The sequence below is a fragment of the Brevibacterium metallidurans genome (assembly GCF_037101285.1).
GTDB classification, from domain to species: Bacteria; Actinomycetota; Actinomycetes; order Actinomycetales; family Brevibacteriaceae; genus Brevibacterium; species Brevibacterium metallidurans.
In genome coordinates, this window is sequence record NZ_BAAAAF010000001.1 from 369885 (window position 1) to 392416 (window position 22532).

Consider the following 22532-nt stretch of genomic DNA (forward strand, 5'->3'; position numbering starts at 1 on the left):
CTTGATCGTTTTCTGATTCAATCAATCACTATCATGACACATTACGAGACTTGTGGATAGTTTTCGTGTAGGGTTCGAGACAAGAACACTCGCAAAGGAGCAGTCACGTGGCATTCCTCACCGACCTGCGGCAGTCACCCCGACTCGTCACCATCGTCGCATTCGCAGCCGTCGCCTTGGGCATCACCTACGGCTACGACATCTCGAACATCGCCGGCGCGCTGCTGTTCATCGAAGGCGACCTCGGCCTGAACAACGCCGAGCTCGGCGGACTCGCCACCGCCGTCGTCGTCGGCCAGATCGTCGGCGCGATCATCGGCGGTCCGCTCTCGAACGCGATCGGCCGGAAGAAGTCGATGTTCCTCATCGCCGGCGGCTACATCGTCTTCTCGATCATCTCCGGCTTCGCCCCCGGCTACGTCTCCCTGCTCATCGCCCGCCTCTTCCTCGGCGTCGCCATCGGCATCGCCCTGGCCGTCGTCCCGGTCTTCATCGCCGAGTCCTCCCCGACGAAGGTCCGCGGCGGCCTCCTCGTCGCCTACCAGGTGACCACGGTCATCGGCATCGTCGCCGGCTACCTCGTGTGCTGGGGGCTCGCGCTCATCGAATCGTGGCGCCTCATGCTCGGGCTCGCGGCGGTGCCCGCCGCGATCGTCCTCATCCTCCTCTTCCGGGTCCGTGAGACGCCGCACTGGCTCATGCTCAAGGGTCGTGACGCCGAGGCGGCCGCCGCCCTGCGCGAACTCGATCCCGACCGCGACGTCGACCGGGACCTCGGCCTCATCCGCGCCGAGCTCAACCAAGAGAGCGGTCGCCTCGTCGAGATGTTCCGCGGGCACCTGCTCAAGGCGTCCCTCTTCGTCATCGGACTCGGCTTCTTCATCCAGATCACCGGCATCAACGCGACGATCTACTATGCGCCCTCGATCTTCGAGTCGATGGGCTTCAGCGGGTACGGGGCACTCCTCGGTCTGCCCGCGGTCGTCCAGACCTTCGCGCTCGTCGCCGTCATCGTCTCGATGTTCATCGTCGACCGCCTCGGTCGTCGGCCGGTGCTGCTCACGGGCATCGGCATCATGATCGTCTCCACGCTCGTCCTCGTCCTCGTCTTCAGCCTCGGCGGGGAGGCCGGCAGCACCGCCGGGGGCACGGTGTTCGGCGTCATCGGCATCATCGCCTTCACGATGGGCTATACCTTCGGCTTCGGCTCGCTCGTGTGGGTCTATGCCGGCGAGACGTTCCCCGCGAAGTATCGCGCGCTCGGCGCCTCGCTCATGCTCACCTCCGACCTCGTCGCGAACGCGATCGTCGCACAGTTCTTCCCCGACCTCCTCGATCTCATCGGCGGTGCCGGCGTCTTCCTCGTCTTCGGCGCCCTCGCCGTTCTCGCCTTCCTCTTCGTCTTCCGCTTCGCCCCGGAGACGAAGGGCCGCGACCTCACCGAGATCTCCGCGTACTGGGCCAACGGGGCGAAGTGGCCGACGGAGCTGAAGAACACCGCGAAGTGAGCCTGCCCCGCGCCGGTGCGAGCCGGGACCAAGCGCCGTCCGCATCCTGGTGCGGGCGGCGCTCGATTGCGTGACCGCAATCGGCAGGAGAGCAGTCATCGATCGGCCACAGCGAGCCGACCCCATTGATTTCAGTGGCCGTTGATATCGATCTGCAAACGATTCTGCCCGCCTTGGACCAAACGGCGGACCAAACGAACTCCGGGACTCTCCCGACCAGGGTCTGCGAGTCTCCCGTGTGGTTAGACTCCGAGTCGGGCAGCCCTCCGGACGGGGTCGCCGAGGCCCAGCGCAGACCTCGGCGGGCACCAGTGGAATGGGCTGTCCGCGCTCAGCTCCGCATCGATCCGCGATGCCGACAGGGACATCGAACAGGGAATCACATGACATCCGCTCGACCATCATCGCACCGGCTCCAGCCGCCGTCGGCGGATACCATCAGGAGGTCAGCACTGACACCCTGAACCAGTACCGGTGGCGGTCCTCCTCTGTGCCGAGGCCATCCCCAGGGGGCCGTCACCCACCATCGCCGAATCTGCTGCCGTAGGCCCCTCGACACGGTCACGGTCCGTTCCCTGCCCGCTCAGCTGCTCTGATGCTGCTGGGCGGGTCGGGACCGGATCGCCACGATCTCCGAATGTCAGGAAGAGCAGTTCGTGCCACCAGCACCATCACCTCTCCATCCGACCGGGATCCCCCGGATCGGCGCCAGGGCAGTGCCTCGCACCGCCCTCCTCAACCGTCTCGACGCCCTCGCCCCGGTCACCGTCGTCCAAGGTCTCTGCGGTTGCGGGAAGACGACACTGGCAGCCCAATGGGCGCAGCGCAGGCATGCCGAGGGCGACGAGGTGCGCTGGGTCGACGCCGCCGACGCCGACGCGATCCTCACAGCACTCCGAGCCCCGGGCGGGAGCGGTCGACACCGGATCGTCGTCGGCGACAACGCCCACCACCTCGGCGATCCCACCGTGCTGGCGCGCATCGTCGCCGCCGTCGCCGCCGATCCCCGCCTCCATCTCCTCCTCTGCAGCCGCATCGACCATCCTCTGGCGCGGCTGAGCGAGGATGCCGGCATCGAGACGGTCGTGCTTGCCGGCCGTCACCTCAACATCTCGGCCGGCGGGGTGCAGGCCTTCGCCGGCAGCTGGGGGCACGAGATCACCGATGAGCACGCGCATCGGCTGCACGGGGAGCTCGGCGGGTGGCTCGGCCTCCTCCGCTGGGCCCTCGACCACGCCGACTCGCACTACGACAGCTCCGGGAGACAGGCCGCCACGCAGTATCTCCAGGCGAACATCCTGCCGCTCATCACCGACCGCGACGCCCTCGTCTCGGCGATGATGATCGGGGCCACCGGATACGTCTCGATGGCTCTCCTCGTGCGCGTCTTCGACTGCGACGGACCTGCCGGCCACCTCCTCGGCGGGCGCACCCTCACCGAACTCATCGACGGACTCACCCGACACGGGATCCTCGAGCCCGCGCACGCGTCCGCCGGCGCGATCCGGCGATTCCCGACCTTCCTGGGCACCCTCCTCACCGACCTCCTCGAGGCCGACCATCCTGCACTCGCTCAGCATGTCCATGCCACGGCAGCGGAATGGTTCGCAGCCCAACTGCCTATGGAGACCGACGAATTCGGCGGTCTCGCCGTCGTTCACGCCCGCGCCGCCGGCGACTGGGACCGGCTCGCAGAGATCTGGAGGGAGCGCGGCTTCAGTGTGACGATCCGCCACCCCGAGCATGCGCGTGAGGCCTATTCCGACATCCCCGACCACCGGCTCGCCGATCACCCCGAACTCGCACTCGCAGCCTCGGTGATCTCCACCCTGGATGCGGGACTCGACCGTCGGCGCGGGCGCACTGTCATCGGCACCGGTCGACCGCCCGGATGGGCGATGACGGCCGCGTCCCCGGCTGCCGGCATCGTCGAGACCACGGCGGAGGTCATCGCGGCCCGGCACCGCGGCGACGTGGTCGAGGCGCTGCGCCTCGCCTCAGAGTTCTCAGCGGCCGACCTCGAGCCGCGCAGCAGCGAGAACTCACTGCTCGCGCACGCGTGGTTCGATCTGCAGTGGGCCCTCGCCTCCTTCGCGGCACAGGACACTCCGCACGCGGTCCGCCACCTCTCCGCCGCCGCCCATTCCGCTCATACGGTGCGCGCCGAGGCGATCGAGTCCGCCGCGACCGCGCAGCTCGCCCTCATCAACGCCGTCGCCGGGTATGCGCGGTCCGCTGCGAAACGTCTCGACGAGCTCCGCACCATCGAGTCCGGTCGCCTGCGTCGCCGCCCGCGGATCCACGCCGGACGGATCGCCGAGGGGCTGCTCCGCCTCGACCGACTCGACCCGGGTGCGCTCGAGTGCTTCGACATCGCGGGGGCGGACGATCTCGAGGAGTGGGCGATCATCGCGTGGGCGCGGACGCAGCACGCGCTCCTCTTCGATGACCCGATGATCGCCCTGACCGAGGTCAACCGGGTCGCTTTCCTCCACCAGCAGACATCCCGGGCAGGCAGCCGGAACCGTCGCCTCATCGACCGGTGCATCGCTGATCTCTACCTCGCACTCGGGGAGCTCAATCGGGCTCAGCGCCACCTCGACGACGCCGACCCCGACCGTCGGACCCTCGGCGTGCCGCGCACCAGGCTCGCTTTCATCTGCGGGGACTATCCGGGCGCGCGCAGCACCGCGGCCACCCTTGCCTGGGATCCGGAGGTGTCGCTGCGCGATCGCATCGATCTCGTGCTGCTCAAGGCCGCGAGCGCCCACGAGATGGGCGACATCGACACCGCCCGGCTGACGATGGCCCGTGCCGTGAGCCTCGCGGCCTCGGCGAACACCCTCATGCCGTACACCGCTCTTCCCCGGGACGTCTGCCGTGCTCTTCTCGCCCTCGTCGACCACGACCTCGGCGAGCGTGATCTCTCGCTCATCGATGCGCACCGGCAGCCCTATCCCGACCACGGTGAGCTCGTCGTGCTCAGCGCGCGCGAAGCGGTGGTGCTCGGTGCCATGGTCGAACACGAGACCCTCGCCGAGGTCGCCGATGCCCTCGTCGTCTCACCGAACACCGTGAAGAAGCAGGCCCGCGCCGTCTATGCGAAGCTCGGGGTCCACGACAGGCAGGCGGCTCTCCTCGAGGCGCACCGCCTCGGGCTCCTCCCCGAGGGTGCCCCGGGGCCGGAGGTCACTTGAACGTGGGGGTGGGAACCGATTCGCCGTCGATCTGGAGCGTGGGCAGCATCTTCTTGAAATCCTCGGCGGCGGCTTCGTCGGACTGCAGGGCCCGCATCTCGATGCCGATGTCGACGAGGCGGCCGTTGGTCTGATAGCCGATCCGCGCTCCGTACATGACGGTCGGCTCCTGGTTGATCGCGAAGATCTCGGTCTTGCCGAGCACTCCCTGGAACGACCAGTAGTATCCGGAGCCGATGTTTCCAGTGCGCTCGGCCGTGACGGTCGAACCTTGCTCGGAGAACGTGTACTGCCGCTTGCCGTCGACGACGGCCTGAGGCGATTCGTTGAACGCTTCGCTGCACGAGACGATGATCGCGTCGCTGTCGGTCAGCGACGAACCGCGGGTGAAGACGACGAACGCCGGGGAGCCGCTGCCTTCGAACCAGTCGGGCCCGAGCGCGAAGCTGAGGTCGACCGGGCATTCGGCGCCGAGGTTGAGCAGCTTGGTCTCCATGCCCTCGGGCACCGTCGGCTCCGTCGGCTCGCCGGTGGGGTCCTCGCCCGCCTGCTGTTCGACGCCGACGCGGATCGGACCCGACTCGCGTTCGGCAGTGCGGATCTGCAGCACCGAACAGCCGCTGAGCAGCAGCGTCGCGGCCGCGCTGCCGGCGACGACGGCCCGAGGCCACGACCTGTGCGTCATCGCGAATCGCCTCGGGACCGCAGATCGCGCCTGCTCGGGTACTCTCGCTGCCCGCCGGTGTTCGGGTCGGCCGGCTGCCCGTTGTGCGGCTGTCCGCCGGGCTGGCCGGTGTTCGGCTGGTGGCCGTCTGGTCGGCGGGGATCCGGGCCCGGCGGAGGGAAGCCGGGATTCTGCGATCCCTGCTGCGGGGCACCGGACTGTCGGGGGCCGGAGTGGGCATTCGGATGCGAACCACCGAACTGCTGACCCTGCTGACCCGGCCGACCGCCGTACTGCTGGGGTGCCGCGGCCGGGCCGCCGGCGAACGGCTGTCCGCCGGGCTGGTTGCCCCCATAGCCGTTGGGCTGACCGCCGGGCTGGCTGCCGGCATACGGCTGCGGGCCGGAACCCGGCTGGCCCATCGGCTGGGGACCCGAGTTAGGCTGCCCCATCACCTGCGGGCCGGAGTTCGGCTGGGCCATACGCTGAGGGCTGCCCGGCCCTCCCTGCTGGTCAGCACGCTGGCCGCGGACGGGTTTGAACTGCGAGTGCTGGCCGGAGTCTGTGGGGAAACCGCGTTCGCTCGGAGCCCCGGCACCCACCGACTCGCCGGTCGACCGGTCGATGAGCGTGCCGTCGACGCGTTCGAGGCGACGCTTCGAGGTCCGCCTCGGCGTGCCGAGGATCCGGCCCTGGAGTTCGGCTTCGCTCGGCTGGCGCGGGGGCAGGAAGCCCGGCGCATGCCGCATATCTGGGTTCTGGACCGGCTGCACGGGATGCGATCCTGCCGCGGCTCGTTCCCCGCCCTCGGCGAGCGGGGGTGCCCCGACGGGGGCGGCATCGGCGAGGACCGGCAGAACCATGCGCACCGAGGTGCCCACGCCCTCCTGGCTGAACAGCTGCACGGAACCGCCGTGTCGGGCGACGATCGAGCGGACGAGGGACAGGCCCATTCCGGAGCCGGCGACCGCGCGCACCCGGGAGCCGCGTGAGAGCTCGTCCCACACCTGGTCCTGCTCCGAGATCGGGATGCCGCTGCCGGTGTCGGCGACCTCGACGACGACCCAACGGTGGTTGTCGATGATCTGCTCGTTCGCGCGCAGCTCGACGACCTCGGCCTGCGAGGAGTACTTGAGGGCGTTGCCGAGCAGGTTGAGGATCGCGGTGAGCAGCAGATCCTCCTCACCGGCGACGTCGGGCAGACGCCAGGGCGCCCGGGCGACGGTGGCCACGATCATCCTGTCCTCGGCGCCCGGCGCGGTCGAGGCATCCTCGACGGCCTGGTGGATGAGCCGATCGAGATCGACACGCGAGTATTCGATGATGCGGGTCTCGACGTCGGCGAGCTTGCGCAGATCCGCGAGCAGACGCGCCACCCGCCGGGAGGAGAGGTCGACCTGCTTCGCCGAGGGCTCCACCTCGGCGATCGTCCCGCCCTGCCGCGCGACCTCGCGGATCGTCGCCGCCGAGGTGCGCAGGGCGGTGAGCGGATTCTTCAGTTCGTGGTCGAGGCGGATGAGCATCCGGTTGCGCTTGGCCATCGAATCCTCGGCCGCCGCCGTCTCGATCGACTCACGCAGAGCGGCCTCCCGCCTGCGCAGACGCCGCCAGCCGAAGAAGACCAGGGCGGCAAGACCCGCGAGGACGAGGAAGAGGAGCAGGAGGAACAGCCAGATCTGGACCTCGATGACCAGGAAGTTCGTCATACCCGTCGCAGTCCTTCCTCGCCGTGGACCTCGCCCACGAACCGGTAGCCGCGCCCCTGCACGGTCGCGATCCAGCGGGGTTCGGCGGCATCCTCGCCGAGCACCCGGCGCAGTTCGGCGACCCGGGAGTCGACGGCGCGGGTGCCCACAGCCTCTTCGAAGCCCCAGAGGACCTCGAGCAGCCGGGCCCGGTCGATGAGTTCGTCCTGATGGACCATGAGGTATTCGAGCAGGGTGAAGCCCTTGGGTGTGATGACGAGTTCGCGCTGGCCCAGCCACGCGCGCCTGCCCACGCGATCGACGCGCAGCCCGAAGCTCGAGACGAGGACGGGGGCGGTCGCCAGAGGCGGTCCCTCGGTGCGGGTGCGGCGCAGCACCGCGCGGATGCGAGCGACGAGCTCGTGCGGGTCGAAGGGCTTGTTGAGGTAGTCGTCGGCGCCCTCCTCGAGCGCCATCGCCCGCTCCACAGCCTCTCCCACCTGGGTGAGGAGGAGGACGGGCACCCAGTTCTCCTCCTGCCGCAGCGCCCGCAGCACCTGCCGGCCGTCGGCACCGGGCATGAGGACGTCGAGCACGCAGACGTCGGGGCTGTGCCGGCGGATCTCGTCGAGGGCGAGCAGCCCGTCACCGGCGGCGAGCACACGGAATCCCGAGCGCTGCAGGAACGGGACCACCGCGCCCAGCACATCGGGTTCGTCATCGGCCACGAGGACCAGGGGTTGGTGTTCTCGCTGATTGTCAGCCGTCATTCTCGTCCGTTCCGAACTCGCGTCGCCGTTCCCTGGCGACCTCCCGCGCTTCTGCCCGATCCACTGCCTCGGCCAGTTCGTCTCGATACAGCATAGATCGACGCAGGTGCTTGGTGCGATAGCCGGCCCGACCGACCATGTGCGTGGCGACCGGGACCGTGACGAGTTGGAAGGAGATGATGATCGCCAGAGTCGACACCGTCGCCCACGTCGGGAAGTGGATGGCGATCGCGATCGCGACGAGGATGAGCCCGAGGACCTGCGGCTTCGCACTCGCATGCATGCGAGAGAGCAGGTCGCCGAAGCGGAGCAGACCGACCGCCGCGGCCAGGGAGAGCACCCCGCCTGCGAGGACGAGGACTGCGGAGATGATGTCAAGGACCATCGTGGCCTCCCTTCGCACCGTCACCGGCGGATCCGTCGTGATCACCGGCGGAACCGCCGCGACCATCGCCGGTCCGCGGGCCGTCATCGGCGTCGTCAGGACCCGGATCAGGGCCCGCCCCGAACCCCTCCCCCGAGGCGTCGGGCGAGTTGGCCCGTGCGTCGGCGCCCATCTCGTCGGCGGCGAGCGGGACGATGAGCTCATCGCGCACGGTCACCTCGACCGGGCCGTCGGCGACGTTCGCGATGCCGCGGGCGACATCGTCGGGCCACGTCGACCCTGACCCGCCGGAGTCGTCCCGGTTCACATGCCAGTCGGAGGCGGAGAAGTCGCTCAGCGCCCCCACCTCGGCGCCGGGGGTCATCGAATCGGACTTCGAGACGTAGCGGGAGACGCTCACGGACCCGACGAAGCCGAGCATCGCGAGGACGATGAGCACCGGCAGGAGGTCGGTGCGCCCGGTCAGCGCCATGTACCCGCCGAGGCCGCACATGAGGGAGGCGAGGATGACGTCGGTGGCGATCATGCGGTCGAGGATCGACGGACCCCGGATCACCCGGTAGAGGGCCAGGAACACCGAGGCGGCGAAGAGGACGGCCGCGGCCACGACGATGGTCTGGTAGATCGTCTCGCTCATCGCTGACCTCCCGGGGTCTCGGACGACGCGGAGCGGTCGAGGGGGTCGGGGTCGACCTTGAGGGCGGCGAGGTCACGGGTCGAGCCGAGCGCCCTGATGAGGAGTTCCTCGATGTGGTAGACCTGCCGCTTGGCCGCGAGGATCTTCTCCTCCGTGTCGCAGTCGAGGACGTGGAGGTAGAGGCGGCCGCCCGCACGGTCGCTGTCGACGATGATCGACCCGGGGATGAGGCTCGCGGTGTCGGCGACGAGGGTCATCATGAGGTCCGAGCGGGTGCGCAGATCGCACGCGATGACCGAACCCGCACCGACCGCCTTCGGGCGGAACGCGTACCACGCGACCTCGACCGAGGCGAGGACGAGTGAGTAGGCGAACCACACGGCGAAGACGAGGGCGTGGAGGACGTTGAACCGGCCGGAGAGGACGACCGGCGGCAGGTAGAAGACCCGGGTGAGGAGGAAGGCGAGGATGATGCCGGTGACGACGCTGAGCACGGTCAGCGAATCCCACAGCATCACCCACAGGAGGACGAGGAAGAAGACGAGGACGAGCTGCTGGACGATCCGGCGGCCCTTCGTCCCGGCCCTGCGCGGACTCATGAGCCCTCACCTCCGAGCACCTCGGTGACGTAGTTGATCGGGTTCTGCAGGTTCTCCGCCGCCCGCTCCGAGAGGTCCCACAGAGGGCCGGCGGCGACGGTGAGGAGGAGGGAGACGACGACGATCGCCGAGGTGGCTGCGAACATCGGTCCCGGCACGCCGATCCGCGAGCGCCAGGTCTTGCCCGCCTGCAGGGTGCGCTTGCGTTCGGCGAACTCCTCGACGAGCTCCTCGTTGGGCTCCTCTGCATCCGCGGGGTCGCGCCAGAACGCGAGGTTGAAGGTGCGGCCGATGACGTAGAGGGTGAGCAGGCTGGTCACGGTGCCGGCGACGATGAGGACCGTGGCCAGCCAGTTCGCGTCCTCGAAACCGGCTTCGAAGAGCGCGACCTTGCCGATGAAGCCCGAGAACGGCGGGATTCCGGAGAGGTTGAGGGCGGGGAGGAAGAAGACGATCGTCAGCGCCGGGGAGAGCACCATGAGACCGCCCAGCGACCGCGTCGACGTCGACCCGCCCCGCATCTCGACGAGGCCGATCGCGAGGAACAGCGCGGTCTGGACGATGATGTGGTGCACCGTGTAGTAGATGCCGGCGGCGAGCCCGAACGCCGTGCCCAGGGCGACGCCGAAGAGCATGTAGCCGATGTGGGAGACGAGGGTGAAGGAGACGATGCGTTTGATCTCCGACTGCGCGATCGCACCGAGGATGCCGACGATCATCGTCAGCCCCGCCGCGACGAGGAGCGGGACGCGCAGCGAGGAGTCGGCGAAGAGCAGGGTCTCGGTGCGGATGATCGCGTAGATGCCGACCTTCGTCAGCAGGCCCGCGAAGACCGCGGTGACCGGGGCGGGAGCCGTCGGATACGAGTCGGGCAGCCAGAACGAGAGCGGGAAGATCGCGGCTTTGATGCCGAAGCCGATGAGCAGGAGGACGTGGAGGATCATCTGCACGTCCGGGGGCAGCTGGTCGAGGCGTTCGGCCAGCTGCGCCATATTCACCGTGCCCGTGGCCGCATAGATGACGCCGATCGCGGTGAGGAAGATGATCGAGGACACCAGGGAGACGACGACGTAGGTCACGCCTGCCCGGATCCGCTCGGCCGTCGCGCCCAGGGTGAGCAGGACGTACGAGGCGAGCAGGAGCATCTCGAAGCCGACGTAGAGATTGAAGAGGTCCCCGGCGAGGAAGGCGTTGGCGACACCCGCGCAGAGGATGAGGTAGCTGGGGTTGAACACCGAGATCGGGGTCTCGTTCGAGTCGTCGTTCGCATCCTGGCTGAGCGCGTAGATGAGCACGCAGAGGGTGACGAGGGAGGACACGACGAGCATGAGCGCCGAGAGCCGGTCGGCGACGAGGACGATGCCCGCCGGGGCCTCCCAGCCGGCGATCGCCACGACCTGCGGCCCCTCCCGGTCGACGCCGACGAGGAGGATGAAGGCGATGACCATGACCGCGGTGAGCGTGAGCAGGGAGACGAGGTTCTGCGACCGCGTGTGCTTGGACAGCACGAGGGCGAAACCCGCGCCGATGAGCGGCAGGAGGACGGGCATCGGGATGAGGACGGCGAGGAAGTCGGTCATGGCCGCTCCCCCTTCTCTTCGGTGCCCCGTTCGTCGCTGTTCTGCCTCTCCTCGGCCTTGTCGGCCGCGGCCTCGCGTTGGGCGGGCGTCCCGTCGTCGTCGAGGTCGATCGCCCCGCGGATCGGACTCTCCGCCTCGTCGCCGAACTCGGTGTCGTCGTAGTCGGTGCTCGCCTCCGCCTCGGAGTCGATCATCTTCGTGATCGCGACCTGGAGGTCAGCGGCATCGTCCTGGAGGGAATCGGCCCTGACCAGACGCCAGGAGCGGTAGATCATCGCGAGCAGGAACGCCGTGACGGCGAACGTGATGACGATCGCGGTGAGCACGAGCGCCTGCGGCAGCGGATCGGACATGCCCTCGGTCGAGAGGTTCTTCCCGTCCGTCAGCGGCGGCCTGCCGCGACCGGCGGTGAGCACGATGAGCAGGTTGACGGCGTTGCCGAGCAGGATGAAGCCGAGCAGCACCCGGGTGAGCGAGCGCTCGAGCATGAGGTAGATGCCGCACGCGAAGAGGACGCCCATGGCCAGGACCATGATGAAGGGCAGACTCACAGCCGTCCCCCTTCCGCACCGTTGTCGACCTCGAGGTGGTTGACGCGGTTGAGGATCTTTGACACGGCCTCGTGCTCCGCCTCGGCGCCGAAGTTCTCGGTGAGTCCGAGCGAGGTGTTGAGACGGTCGGTGAGCATGAGTTCGTCGCGCTCCTGATGGAGGTCCACCTCGGCGCCGAGCGACCGGAGGATGTCGAGCATGAGGCCGACGACGATGAGGTAGACGCCGATGTCGAAGAACGTCGGGGTGCCGAACTTGATCTCCCCGAGCACCGGGAGGTTCGCCTCGACGAAGAAGGACTGGAAGACCGCATCGCCCCAGAACCAGCCGCCGACCGCGGTGAGCACGGACAGGATGAGACCCGTGCCGAGCAGACCCGAGGGAGTGAACCGGGCCGCCTCGGCGAGTTCGAACTTCCCGCCCGCGAGGTAGCGGACGACGAGCGCGAGACCGGCGACGAGGCCCCCGGCGAACCCGCCGCCGGGGGTGTTGTGCCCGGTGAAGAGCAGGTAGACGGAGAAGACGAGGACCGCGTGGAAGATGAGGCGGGCGGTGACCTCGAGGATGATCGAGCGGTTGCGCGGGGCCAGGGTGCGTCCGGCGATGAGCCATGAGACGCGGCGGGCCTCGAGTCCCTCGTGCGCGGGACTCTCAGGGGTGCTGGGCCGGCCGACCTCGTCGGGCACCGGCTGGAAGCGCAGCTGACCGCGTCGCCCGACTCCCCTGCTGCCGGCGGCGAACCGGGAGAGGTGGCCTTCGCGGCCGCGGACGAAGATCAGACCGGCCACCCCGGTGCCGGCGGCCACGAGCACGGAGATCTCACCGAAGGTGTCCCACACGCGGATGTCGACGAGGGTGACGTTGACGACGTTCTGGCCGTGGCCGATCTCGTAGGCGAGCTGCGCGAAGTCGACCGAAGCGGGTTCGGTCATCCGGACGCCCGCGGCGATGAGGACGACGATCATCATCGTCACCCCCACGGCGGCGCCGATGATCGCCCGCCAGGCGGGGGTGAACCGGCCGGTGCTCTGGCCGATCCGGGCGGGCAGGCGGCGCAGGACGAGGACGAAGACGACGATCGTGATCGTCTCGACGAGCACCTGGGTCAGAGCGAGGTCGGGGGCGCCCATGAACGCGAAGAACGCGACCATCGCGTAGCCGGAGATGCCGGTGACGACGACGGCGGTGAAGCGCTTCTTCGCCCGGGTCGCGGCGATCGCGACGACGATGAGCACGGTCGCGACGATGAAGTCCAGCGGTGAGTCGAAGAGTCTGAAGCGGATGTTCCACGTGTCGTTGGAGATCACGGCGAGGCCGACGCCGGCGACGAGGACGAGGTAGATGACGCTCTGGTAGAAGGGCAGCGAACCGCGCTGGGTGCGGGAGGTGACCCACAGCGCCAGGGCCTCCATGCCGCTGATGAGATGCCGGTAGACGTCGTGGAAGTCGATGCCCGATGGCAGCGTCGACTGGACCTTCGCGACCGTGTCGCGGGCGAAGAAGAGGCCGAGGCCCGCGGCGACCGTCACGGCCGAGAGTCCGAGTGCCGGTTCGAGACCGTGCCACAGGGCGAGGTAGTACTCGCCGTCGGCCGGGTCGGTGGCCGGCAGTGCCCTGGTCCACGCCTGGAAGTACGTGTCGACGATGCCCACACCGGGTCCCAGCGCAAGCGTGAGGACGGTGAGGATGACCGGGGAGATGACGAGGGTGACGTTCTCGTCGCGGCGGGCGATGTCGTCGACGCCGGGCTTCGAGGAGAAGGCTCCCCACACGAAGCGCGCGGAGTAGGCGACGGTGAGGACCGAGCCGATCATGATGCCGACGAGGGCGATGATCCCCGCCTTCGTCCCCGATTCGAGCAGTGTCGAGTACACCGCTTCCTTCGCGACGAAGCCCAGGGTCGGGGGCAGGCCCGCCATCGAGGCCGCTGCGATCGTCGCGCACACGGCGACGACGGGGAACGCCCGCCAGCCCCCGGAGAGCTTCGTGAGGTCGCGGGTGCCGGCCCGGTGGTCGATGATGCCCACGCAGAGGAACAGGCACGCTTTGAACAGCGCGTGGGCGATGAGCAGGGTGAGCGCGGCCAGGGTGATGTCCGGGGTGCCGAACGAGGCCATGACCGTGAGGAACCCGAGCTGGGAGACCGTGCCGAAGGCGAGGAGGAGCTTGAGGTCGGTCTGGCGCAGCGCCTGCCAGCCGCCGATGAACATCGTCAGCAGGCCCGCGGTGAGCAGGATCTCCGTCCACCCGGGCAGATCGTGATAGCCGGGGGCGAGACGGAGGATGAGGTAGATGCCGGCCTTGACCATGGCCGCCGCGTGCAGATACGCACTGACCGGGGTGGGGGCGGCCATCGCGCCGGGCAGCCAGAAGTGGAAGGGCAGGAGCGCGGACTTCGAGATCGCGCCGATGAGGATGAGGATGACTGCGGTGACGATGACGGGACCGGAGTCGAGGCCGAGTTCGCCGCGTTCGACGAGCACCGAGATCCGTCCGGTGCCGGTGGCGACGATGAGGAGGACCATGCCGACGAACATCGCCAGACCGCCGGCGGTGGTGACGATGAGCGCCTGCAGGGCCGCCTGACGGGACCGGCGCCGCGACTGGCTGTGCCCGATGAGGAGGTAGGAGAAGACCGTCGTGCCCTCCCAGAACACGAAGAGCAGGAGGAGTTCGTCGGCGATGACGAGTCCGTACATCATGCCGGCGAAGGCCATGAACACCGCGGCGAAGCGGGCCAGGCCCGGCTCGTCGGCCGGGAAGTAGCGGGCGCAGTAGATGAAGACGAGGGTGCCGACCCCGGTGACGAGCAGGCTCATCACCCACGAGAGGACGTCGAGGCGGAAGACGCCGGCGAGGTCGAGGGCGGGCAGCCAGTCCAGTGATTCGGTGAGCGGGGCGCCGTCGGGGCCGAAGATCGCCGAGGTGGCGCCCAGCGTGAAGACGAGTCCGGCCAGGGGGACGAGGGCGAGGAGGAGGAAGGCGTTGCGGCCGAGCAGCCGCACGAGCGGGTAGGCAATGACAGCAGCCCCGAAGAAGGCTCCTGTCATCACTATCACCGGCGGACACCTCCGTCATTGTCGATCACTGAAGCGTGAAATCTGCTCAACAGCATTTTCGCATGGAACGCGGCGGTTCTCCCAATCAACGGACCCAGGAGTCATCGCCGTCCGCGTACCGGATGAGCGGGGCCGCGATCCCCGTGTCAGCGGGCGTCGGGGCGAGTGCGCTCACGCACCTCGCCGAGGCGGGAGGGCCCCGGAGGTCAGGAGCGCAGCTGCGCGGAGGTGACAAGGAACCCGTTCTCGTCGAGGCCGATGCCGTCGCTGCGGGCGAGCAGCTCGGCGCCGATGGCGTCGACGAGCGAGGCCACCTCGGCGCGCATCCGCCGGAAGCGACGGTCGTGTCCGGGCCGGAAGCGAACCTCCTCGGTGTCCATCCAGTGCACGTGGTATTCGATCTGCGGCAGCTCGGCGGCGGCGCGGACGATCGGGGGCACCCATTCGGCTTCGGTCACGCGGATCTCGATGCCCCCCGCGGCTTCGTCGAGTTCGCCGAGCGGGATGAGCAGGGAATAGCCGTCGAGGATGACCGGCGCGGTGGCGTCGAAGAGCGGATCGTCGAGGCTGGCCTGGGCGAGCACCGCGGTGTCCGGCGTCGGCAGCTCCTGCTGGAAGGCGTGCGGGGCATGGCGGCGGACGAGGGAGAGGGCGACCTCGGGTTCGAGCCAGTACGGCGAGTAGAGGTAGAGGTCGACCTTCGCCTCGGGGTCGGGCACGAGCACGCGCGTGCCCATGCCGGCCTCGTCGGCGAGGCGCACGGCCAGGTGCAGGCGTGAGGCGATCGCGATGAGGAGGCTGAGCGCCCGCTCCTCCTCACGGTCGGGCAGGCCCTTCGGGAACGCTTCGTGGAGGCCGTCGGCGTCTTCGAACCAGTCCGGCGGCGGCGCGGGCTCCCGGTCCCGGGGGGTTTCGAGGACGACGGCGTGACGCGTCCAGTCGGGGATCTCGAGGGCCGCGACGGCGGCGGGGTCGAGGTCGACGCCGGCGAGGAGTCGGGAGTGCCGGGAGAGGCGGACCTGGTCGTCTGCGCCCAGGCGCGGGGCGACGTCGGGCAGACGGTTGTGGACGAGGGCGAGGACGTCGGAGACCTCGATCTCCTCATCGAGGAGGAGAAGATGGCGAGCGCGGAGATCGGCGAAGGCGTCGGGGGCGCGCGCGGCGCTGGCCGGCGCGGCGTCGGCAACGGCTGCCGAGCCGTCGCCGGGAGCGCTCGCGGAGGAGGCGGCGCGTTCCGCCTCTTCCCGCTGCCTCCTCAGCTCGCGCCGGGTGATCACATGGCCCTCCGGTAGAAGTTCGCATGCGACCGCGACGCCGTGGGACCGCGCTGGCCCTGATAGCGGCTGCCCGTGGCCTCCGAGCCGTAGGGGTGGTCGGCGGCGGAGCTGAGCCGGAAGAAGCAGAGCTGGCCGATCTTCATCCCCGGCCACAGGGTGATCGGCAGGGTCGCGACGTTCGAGAGTTCGAGGGTGACGTGACCGGTGAACCCGGGGTCGATGAACCCGGCCGTCGAATGCGTGAGCAGTCCCAGCCGCCCGAGCGAGGACTTCCCCTCGAGCCGGGCGGCGACGTCGTCGGGGAGGGTGACGAGCTCATGGGTCGAGGCGAGGACGAACTCGCCGGGGTGGAGGACGAAGGGCTCCTCGGGATCGACCTCGACGAAGCGGGTGAGCTCCGGCTGCTCGAGGGCCGGATCGATGACCGCGTACTTGTGGTTGTCGAAGAGCCGGAAGTAGCGGTCGAGGCAGACGTCGACGCTCGCGGGCTGGATGAGCGAGAGGTCGCACGGGTCGAGGGCGATGCGACCGGATTCGAGTTCGGCGCGGATGTCGCGATCGGAAAGGAGAGTCACACCCCCGATGGTAGTCGGATCGGCCCCCGCCGCGCAGTCACGGTACGGTCATACCCACGGACAGCCTCCTCGGCGGGGCCGGAATCCGGCACGACACGCCGTTACTATGTTACGAATTGATAACATTTGTGCGATATTTCCTTGAATTTGCTCCGTGTGTCTCCACATGCGCCTGAGTGAATGCTCTAGAGTGGTGTGCTGTACGAACCCGCGCACGATGGTGCCTTCCTCTTCTCAGCCAAGGAATGCCGGGAGTTCCATCGCCTTTTGTGGGTTGACATCAACCGAAAGGCATTACTGTGAAGACCTCGCGTCTTGTGCTTGCCCCCGCAGTAGCCGTTGCATTGACCGGTCTCGCCGGCGCGCCCGCGCTGGCTGCGACTTCGTCTCCTACGGTGCCCAATGGCCCGCTCTGCGCCTATGACGACGCGCAGTCGAAAGCCGACCCCCAAAATGACTCCGCCGTCCCCGACGCGAAGACCCCGCAGGCCACCGTGGCCGAGGCGCAGGTCAGCCGGGACGACATCGCGGACAAGAAGAAGGGCATCGGCTTCTCCGGCACCGGGTTCACCCCCGATGACAAGGCCACCGTGACGGTCGTCGGCACCGACGGGACGAAGTACACCCCGGATACGAAGCTCACCGTCGATGAGAAGGGCCAGGTCAACGGCACCTACTTCTTCTCGACGACTCAGGACGCAGAGGTGCCGCTGGGCGATTACACGCTCTTCCTCACCGATCTCAAGACGGAGAAGGAATCCTCGAAGGTGACCTTCGAGGTCGTCGCGAAGGACGCGGACAAGGACGATTCGGGCAAGGGCTCCACATGCGAGCGCCCGACCGCGCCGGCCCCGTCGACCACGGCGCCCACCCCCTCGGAGACCGCGAAGCCCACGGAGACGGCCAAGCCGACCGAGACCGCGAAGCCGAGCCCGACGGAGACGAAGACCGAGGAACCGGCACCGTCGACCACGGCGCCCACGCCGACCGAGACCTCGAAGCCCTCCCCGAGCGAGTCGCAGAAGCCGACCACCGCTCCCAAGGAGACTCCGACTGAGACTCCGGAGCCGACGGAGACCGCGACCGAGACCCCGACCGAGTCTGAGACGCCCACGCAGACCCCGACGGAGACGAAGACCGGCGAGACCACCGCTCCCGTCAGCCCTGGCACGGATGAGAAGAAGCCCGCTGCAGCGGCGCAGTCGCTCATCATCGACCCGACCGAGATCAGCTCCGAGGACTTCCTCAACAAGGGAGTCAAGCTCGGCGTCACCGGCGCTCAGCCCGGCGAGAAGATCACGATCGTCGTCGAGCACGCGCAGGGCAAGGTCGACCGCTACACGATGACCAAGGACGCCGACTCCGAAGGCAAGGCGACCTTCGGCGTCCAGGCCAAGGTCAAGGCCGTGCTCGGCACCTACAACGTCCGCGTCCAGGCCGAGAGCTTCGACAAGCCGCAGGGCGGCAGCTTCACCGTCGTCACCAACGGCACCTCCGTCAGCGAGGGCAGCGGCAACGGCAGTGGCAGCGGAGACAACGGCGGCAGCGCGACGTCGGGAGACCTGCCGCGCACCGGTGCCGAGATGACCGGACTCGCGCTCGGCGCGGGCCTCCTCGTCGTCGGCGCGGCAGCCGTGGTCATCACCCGTCGTCGGGCCAACGCGGCCGCCGACGATCCCGCGGAGTTCTGACGATCCGTTGAGCAGAGAACTGTCCCTGGCGGGGCTGCACCTCGGCGGACGCCCGATCGACCTCGGTCGTCTTCGAGCTGGGACGGTTCTCGGACTCATGGGCAGCGCGGACAGCACCACTGAGGTGGTGCTGTCCGCGGCAGCCCGATCCGACATCGCTCCACCCCCACAGATCCCGACCGGCTTCCGGTCGGGTCGTCTGCGTGTGCGCAGATGGGTGAGGGCGTACCTGCGCGCCGCCGATGCCGATCCCGGGGAGGCGGCATCAGCGGCGGCGCTGAGCAGATTCGGTCTCGAGCCCACCGTGCTGCGTGAGCGCATCGGCGACCTCGATGCGGCGACCCGGGCCAAGCTCGTCCTCGCCGCGGCCTGGGCGACCGGGTCGGAGTGGCTGACGTTCATCGACCCCTTCGCCGGGGTTCCCGGTCACATCCGCACCGGTCTGCGCGCCCGTCTCGCCGACCTCGCCGCCGCCGAGGACCGCGGCATCGTGCTCAGTTCGACGACCCTGACGGACTTCATCATCGCCGAGGCGGGAGTCGCCGACGTCGAGAAGGGCGAACTCGTCGCCTTCGGTTCCCTCGCCTCCGTCGTCACCGAGCCCCGCGGGTCGCTGCCCGCCGAGCTCACCGGGGTCAACATCTGGTCCGGCCTCGCCCGCAAGGGCTGGCTGTCGATCGGACATTCCGCGGTGCGCGCACGCACCGAACTCGACGGCAAGGTCTTCGTCACCCTGCCCTGGCGCAGCGCCGTGGTCTCACTCGACGAACACGACCCCGCCTTCACCTCGGCGGCGGTCTTCGAAGCGATCGTCGTCGGCCTGCGCGACCGGGGATCAGCCATCCAGGCGAAGCTCTCCCCCGTCGACACGGAGATGGGGCTCGCACTCGACGTCGACCTCGCCGATCTCGCGCATCTCGGCGCGAGCGGGGGCGACGCAAGCGCCGCGGAGGGCGAGGCGGGGACTGCCGGCACGGGCTACGGCATCCTCCACCCCGGCCTCGGTGAGGATCTGCCCGCGCTGCGACGCAACGTCAAGGTGGGCACGCACGTCTTCGTCGACGTCGACACCTCGGCGCTGCGGGCGTACTCGGTCGAGTGACCGCCGCACCGCGACTGCGCGCCTGCGGCCGGCACATCGCGACTGCGACTGCCTCGGCGGGACCCTGCGACCGTGTCGCCGTGACACTGTGATCGGCACACCGCGACACTGTGACCGCCTCACCACGCACGCGTGAGTCCGACAGGCCCGCTGTCCACTAAACTGGATTCGTCATCCCATCCGAATCGGCGTGCGCCGTTTCGGCACCCGGCCGCCCTGACACCCGGCCGAGTCATCCCCGAGCCGAACAGGAGAGGCCATGCGACCGCCCCGCGCACTCCTCATCTCGGCTCTCGTCGTCATCGTCCTCACCGTCGCCTCGGTGCCCCTGCTCAACGTCACGGTCTACACACCGGCGCGCACGGTCGAGGCGTACATGTCCGCGATCGAGGCAGGCAACGCCGAACGCGCCTTCTCCTACCTCTCCTCCCCCACCCCGGGATCGACGCTCGCACTCAACCAGGACGTGCTCTCCGCGTCCCCGGACCTGCCCCGCGAGGCCTCCGCCGAGACGCTGTCGACCGAGGGTGACCGCGCAACCGTACGGCTGTCCTACGTGCTGTCCTCGCAGACCCGCAGCATCGACCTCACGCTCGTGAGGCTCCCTGCCGCCGCCGGCCTCTTCGACCGGTGGGCGATCGAGCAGAAGGCGTGGCCCACCCTCGACCTCGACGTCTCGGGGTCCTCGACCGCCACCGTCAACGGCTACAGCGTGGCCGCCGGCGAGGTCCCCGTGCTCTTCCCCGCGACCTACCTCGTCGGGTTCGATGCGTCGTTCCTCAAGTCGAAGTCGGAGCGCGCCGAGGTGACCGGTCCCGGCGACTCCCCCACCGTCACGCTTTCGCCGGAGCCCACCGCGAAGCTGCAGGAGGCCGTCGCGAAGCAGGTCGACGAACATCTGAAGAACTGCGTGAAATCGAAGACGCTCATGCCCTCCGGCTGCGTGTTCGGCTACGAGACGGACAACGAGATCCTCGGCGACGTCGAATGGTCGATCGTGCGCGAACCGAAGATCAGCCTCACGGCCTCCGGCGGCGACCTCGAGCTCACACCGGCGACCGCCGAGGTGCGGATCAAGGGCCGCTACCGCGACATCGTCACCGCCGACGAGCAGAACCTCGACGAGACGCTCTCGTTCGTCCTCGGCGGGTCGGTTGTCGTCAAGGCCTCGAAGGTGCGCGTCGAGCCGCGCCGCCTCGGCGAAGTCTCGATCATGTGACGAGGCCGTCGGGCCGGGTGCTGAGTTCCCTCACGCGCCGCGGAGGTCGAGGTCGAGGGCCGACGCGCCTGTCGCGGTGAGGTCGAGCGGGATCCCCCAGTCCTGCTGGTAGAGATGGCACGCGGCATGGAGCGGGATCTCTCCGCCCGGCTCCCCATCGCACGCGGCCGCGCGGGCCGTGACATGGAGGACCCCAGAGGTGAACTCGGGGTCGATGACGATGTCCCGACTCAGCCCTTCGGCACCGCCGGACCCGGAGACGATGAGCTCGGGCGGCGTCGACGACACCTGGAGGTAGGTCGGGTCACCCCACCGGTCGTCGAGCTTCTGACCTGCCGGAACGGTGAAGCTCACGCTGATGGACACCGGCCCTGAGGCGAGTTCGGTCGAGGGACGGTGGCTGGTCTGCGCGCCTTCGTCGACACGTTGGGCGTCCTTGGGCAGCGTCACCCGGGTGAGCGAGTGCGCAGCGGATTCGACGACGAGGAGTGCGGCGTCGCCCTCGTCCCCGACGACGAGGATGTCGGAGGGCTCGCGCAGACCGCGAGCCAGGGTCGAGACCTCGTTCGTCACCGGGTCGAAGCGGCGGATCGCCCCGTTGTAGGTATCGGCGATCGCGAGCGTCCCGTCGGGCAGGGTGCGCACGCCCAGCGGGTGCTGGAGCCTCGCCTCGGCGGCCGGACCGTCCCGGAACCCGAAGTCGAAGAGCCCGACGCCGACGAGTGTGCTCGCCTCACCCGTGGCCGGGTCGAGGCGGCGGATCGCCGAGGTCTCCGAATCGGCGACGATGACGGTGCCGTCGGGCCGGAGGTCGAGGCCCGAGGACTGCGCGAACCACGCGGTCTGCGCGTCGCCGTCGACGAGGCCCTCGTTCATCGTCCCCGAGAGCAGGCGGATGCTGCCGGTGGCGGGGTCGAACGACCAGACGGTGTGGTTGCCGGCCATCGCGACGACCACCTCGGCGGTGGAGGGGACGAAGAGGACGTCCCACGGGGAGGAGAGCTTGACGTCGAGGGCGGGGCCGTCATAGCGGCCGAGCGCGCCGTGCGTGCCGCGGACGTTGTCGATCGCCCCGACCATGTGCTGCTCACCGGTGCCGGCGATCGTCGTCACCGTCTCCGTCGTCAGGTTGATCCCGCGGAGGACGTGGTTGACGGTGTCGGCGACGACGAGGTGGTAGCCGACCTGGGCGGCGAGGTCGTCGGGCAGGACGGTGGTGCCGCCGGGCTCGCTGAACTCGGCGGTGTCGAAGTCGCCGTCGGTGAGGCCCCGCTCCCCGGTGCCGATGCGGCGGAGCACGGTCTGGGCGTCGGGATCGTATTCGACGAGGCTGTGGTGGCCGGAGTCGGCGACGAGGAGGTTGCCCGAGGGCAGGACCGTGACCTTGCCGGGGTAGAAGAGTTCGGTCTCCGGGGCCGGCGGGGGCACGTAGGGGCCGTCGCCGGAATGGAGAGTGCCCTTCGCGGAGTGTTCGGCGATGAGGCCTTCGATGATCTCCCCGAGACCGGCACCGTGGCCCTCACCGGAGAGGGTGGCGACGAGGTAGCCTTCGGGGTCGATGACGGCCAGGGTCGGCCATGCGCGGGCCGTGTAGGCCTGCCACGTGATGAGGTCGGGGTCGTCGAGGACGAGGTGTTCGACCTGGTAGCGTTCGACGGCCTGGTCGACGGCCTCGACGGTGCGTTCGAACTCGAACTTCGGCGAGTGGACGCCGATGATGACAAGCTCGCCGGAGTACTTCTCCTCGAGCGGGCGCAGTTCGTCGAGGACGTGGAGGCAGTTGATGCAGCAGAACGTCCAGAAGTCGAGCAGGACGACCTTGCCGCGCAGGTCGGCGAGGCTGAGTTCCTTGCCGCCGGAGTTCATCCACCGGCGCCCGAGGAGTTCGGGGGCGCGCACCTTGGGTTCCCGTGTGCGAGGCGTGTCAGGGGTGTTCTTCGCCGTGGGGTCCTCGGCGGTGGGTGCGGTGTCCTCAGCGGTGGCCGGGGAGCTCTGCGGGCTGACGTTCATCTCCCCATCGTCTCAGATCCCCC

17 protein-coding genes are annotated in these 22532 nt (G+C 69.0%); 5 read left to right on the forward strand and 12 right to left on the reverse strand.

Translation table 11 applies throughout. The features are described from left to right. The first annotated feature begins 107 nt into the window (after positions 1 to 107). Together AACX88_RS01595 and AACX88_RS01600 are read left to right on the forward strand one after the other, a co-directional pair. Positions 108 to 1508: a sugar porter family MFS transporter gene (locus AACX88_RS01595; RefSeq protein ID WP_339391343.1), complete on the forward strand. Its 1401-nt coding sequence runs from the start codon at positions 108 to 110 to the stop codon at positions 1506 to 1508. A 656-nt stretch (positions 1509 to 2164) separates the two neighbouring features. After that, on the forward strand, positions 2165 to 4705 hold the full coding sequence (locus AACX88_RS01600) for a LuxR C-terminal-related transcriptional regulator (RefSeq protein ID WP_339391344.1): 2541 nt from the start codon (positions 2165 to 2167) through the stop codon (positions 4703 to 4705). On the opposite strand, the gene AACX88_RS01605 is transcribed toward AACX88_RS01600, so the two are convergent. From AACX88_RS01605 to dcd, 11 genes are all read right to left on the reverse strand, one after another. Next, complete coding sequence (locus AACX88_RS01605) at positions 4698 to 5390, reverse strand: hypothetical protein (RefSeq protein ID WP_339391345.1); 693 nt, start codon at positions 5388 to 5390, stop codon at positions 4698 to 4700. The genes AACX88_RS01600 and AACX88_RS01605 overlap by 8 nt on opposite strands. After that, positions 5387 to 7075: a sensor histidine kinase gene (locus tag AACX88_RS01610; RefSeq protein WP_339391346.1), complete on the reverse strand. Its 1689-nt coding sequence runs from the start codon at positions 7073 to 7075 to the stop codon at positions 5387 to 5389. Before AACX88_RS01610 ends, AACX88_RS01605 begins: the two co-directional genes overlap by 4 nt. Then, on the reverse strand, positions 7072 to 7824 hold the full coding sequence (locus AACX88_RS01615; protein WP_339391348.1) for a response regulator transcription factor: 753 nt from the start codon (positions 7822 to 7824) through the stop codon (positions 7072 to 7074). Before AACX88_RS01615 ends, AACX88_RS01610 begins: the two co-directional genes overlap by 4 nt. Beyond that, positions 7814 to 8209 (reverse strand): monovalent cation/H(+) antiporter subunit G, encoded by a 396-nt coding sequence (mnhG, locus tag AACX88_RS01620; protein WP_339391349.1) that lies wholly within the window; start codon positions 8207 to 8209, stop codon positions 7814 to 7816. Before mnhG ends, AACX88_RS01615 begins: the two co-directional genes overlap by 11 nt. Continuing rightward, a complete protein-coding gene (locus AACX88_RS01625; protein WP_339391350.1) occupies positions 8199 to 8846 on the reverse strand; it encodes an MrpF/PhaF family protein in 648 nt (215 codons plus the stop codon). The genes mnhG and AACX88_RS01625 overlap by 11 nt, the downstream gene beginning before the upstream one ends. After that, positions 8843 to 9445, reverse strand: coding sequence for a Na+/H+ antiporter subunit E (locus AACX88_RS01630; protein WP_339391351.1), 603 nt, complete (start codon positions 9443 to 9445; stop codon positions 8843 to 8845). Before AACX88_RS01630 ends, AACX88_RS01625 begins: the two co-directional genes overlap by 4 nt. After that, a complete protein-coding gene (locus AACX88_RS01635) occupies positions 9442 to 11025 on the reverse strand; it encodes a Na+/H+ antiporter subunit D (protein WP_339391352.1) in 1584 nt (527 codons plus the stop codon). Before AACX88_RS01635 ends, AACX88_RS01630 begins: the two co-directional genes overlap by 4 nt. Continuing rightward, entirely contained in the window at positions 11022 to 11576 is a 555-nt protein-coding gene (locus AACX88_RS01640) for a Na(+)/H(+) antiporter subunit C (protein WP_339391353.1), read from the reverse strand. Before AACX88_RS01640 ends, AACX88_RS01635 begins: the two co-directional genes overlap by 4 nt. Further along, on the reverse strand, positions 11573 to 14626 hold the full coding sequence (locus tag AACX88_RS01645) for a Na+/H+ antiporter subunit A (protein ID WP_339391354.1): 3054 nt from the start codon (positions 14624 to 14626) through the stop codon (positions 11573 to 11575). Before AACX88_RS01645 ends, AACX88_RS01640 begins: the two co-directional genes overlap by 4 nt. Positions 14627 to 14841: 215 nt before the next feature. Next, on the reverse strand, positions 14842 to 15912 hold the full coding sequence (locus AACX88_RS01650; protein WP_339391355.1) for a hypothetical protein: 1071 nt from the start codon (positions 15910 to 15912) through the stop codon (positions 14842 to 14844). Further along, on the reverse strand, positions 15909 to 16487 hold the full coding sequence (gene dcd, locus AACX88_RS01655) for a dCTP deaminase (protein WP_339391356.1): 579 nt from the start codon (positions 16485 to 16487) through the stop codon (positions 15909 to 15911). Before dcd ends, AACX88_RS01650 begins: the two co-directional genes overlap by 4 nt. A gap of 395 nt (positions 16488 to 16882) precedes the next feature. Between dcd and AACX88_RS01660 the strand changes: the two genes are divergently transcribed. From AACX88_RS01660 to AACX88_RS01670, 3 genes are all read left to right on the forward strand, one after another. Further along, on the forward strand, positions 16883 to 18178 hold the full coding sequence (locus AACX88_RS01660) for an LPXTG cell wall anchor domain-containing protein (protein WP_339391357.1): 1296 nt from the start codon (positions 16883 to 16885) through the stop codon (positions 18176 to 18178). 7 nt (positions 18179 to 18185) lie between these two features. Continuing rightward, on the forward strand, positions 18186 to 19280 hold the full coding sequence (locus AACX88_RS01665; protein ID WP_339391358.1) for an ABC transporter: 1095 nt from the start codon (positions 18186 to 18188) through the stop codon (positions 19278 to 19280). Between the two features lie 259 nt (positions 19281 to 19539). Continuing rightward, positions 19540 to 20499, forward strand: coding sequence for a hypothetical protein (locus tag AACX88_RS01670; RefSeq protein ID WP_339391359.1), 960 nt, complete (start codon positions 19540 to 19542; stop codon positions 20497 to 20499). A 30-nt stretch (positions 20500 to 20529) separates the two neighbouring features. Here the strand turns inward: AACX88_RS01670 and AACX88_RS01675 are convergent, their stop codons facing one another. Next, positions 20530 to 22509, reverse strand: a complete 1980-nt coding sequence (locus AACX88_RS01675; protein WP_339391360.1) for an NHL domain-containing thioredoxin family protein — start codon at positions 22507 to 22509, stop codon at positions 20530 to 20532. Positions 22510 to 22532: the final 23 nt, after the last annotated feature.

Excerpts from the sequence above, each read along its gene's own strand:
- AACX88_RS01635 (WP_339391352.1), bottom strand. The coding sequence starts at position 11,025 with ATGACCGACTTCCTCGCCGTCCTCATCCCGATGCCCGTCCTCCTGCCG.
- AACX88_RS01670 (WP_339391359.1), top strand. The coding sequence starts at position 19,540 with ATGCGACCGCCCCGCGCACTCCTCATCTCGGCTCTCGTCGTCATCGTC.
- AACX88_RS01675 (WP_339391360.1), bottom strand. The coding sequence starts at position 22,509 with ATGAACGTCAGCCCGCAGAGCTCCCCGGCCACCGCTGAGGACACCGCA.
- AACX88_RS01645 (WP_339391354.1), bottom strand. The coding sequence starts at position 14,626 with ATGACAGGAGCCTTCTTCGGGGCTGCTGTCATTGCCTACCCGCTCGTG.
- AACX88_RS01610 (WP_339391346.1), bottom strand. The coding sequence starts at position 7,075 with ATGACGAACTTCCTGGTCATCGAGGTCCAGATCTGGCTGTTCCTCCTG.
- AACX88_RS01630 (WP_339391351.1), bottom strand. The coding sequence starts at position 9,445 with ATGAGTCCGCGCAGGGCCGGGACGAAGGGCCGCCGGATCGTCCAGCAG.
- AACX88_RS01615 (WP_339391348.1), bottom strand. The coding sequence starts at position 7,824 with ATGACGGCTGACAATCAGCGAGAACACCAACCCCTGGTCCTCGTGGCC.
- AACX88_RS01625 (WP_339391350.1), bottom strand. The coding sequence starts at position 8,846 with ATGAGCGAGACGATCTACCAGACCATCGTCGTGGCCGCGGCCGTCCTC.
- AACX88_RS01605 (WP_339391345.1), bottom strand. The coding sequence starts at position 5,390 with ATGACGCACAGGTCGTGGCCTCGGGCCGTCGTCGCCGGCAGCGCGGCC.
- mnhG (WP_339391349.1), bottom strand. The coding sequence starts at position 8,209 with ATGGTCCTTGACATCATCTCCGCAGTCCTCGTCCTCGCAGGCGGGGTG.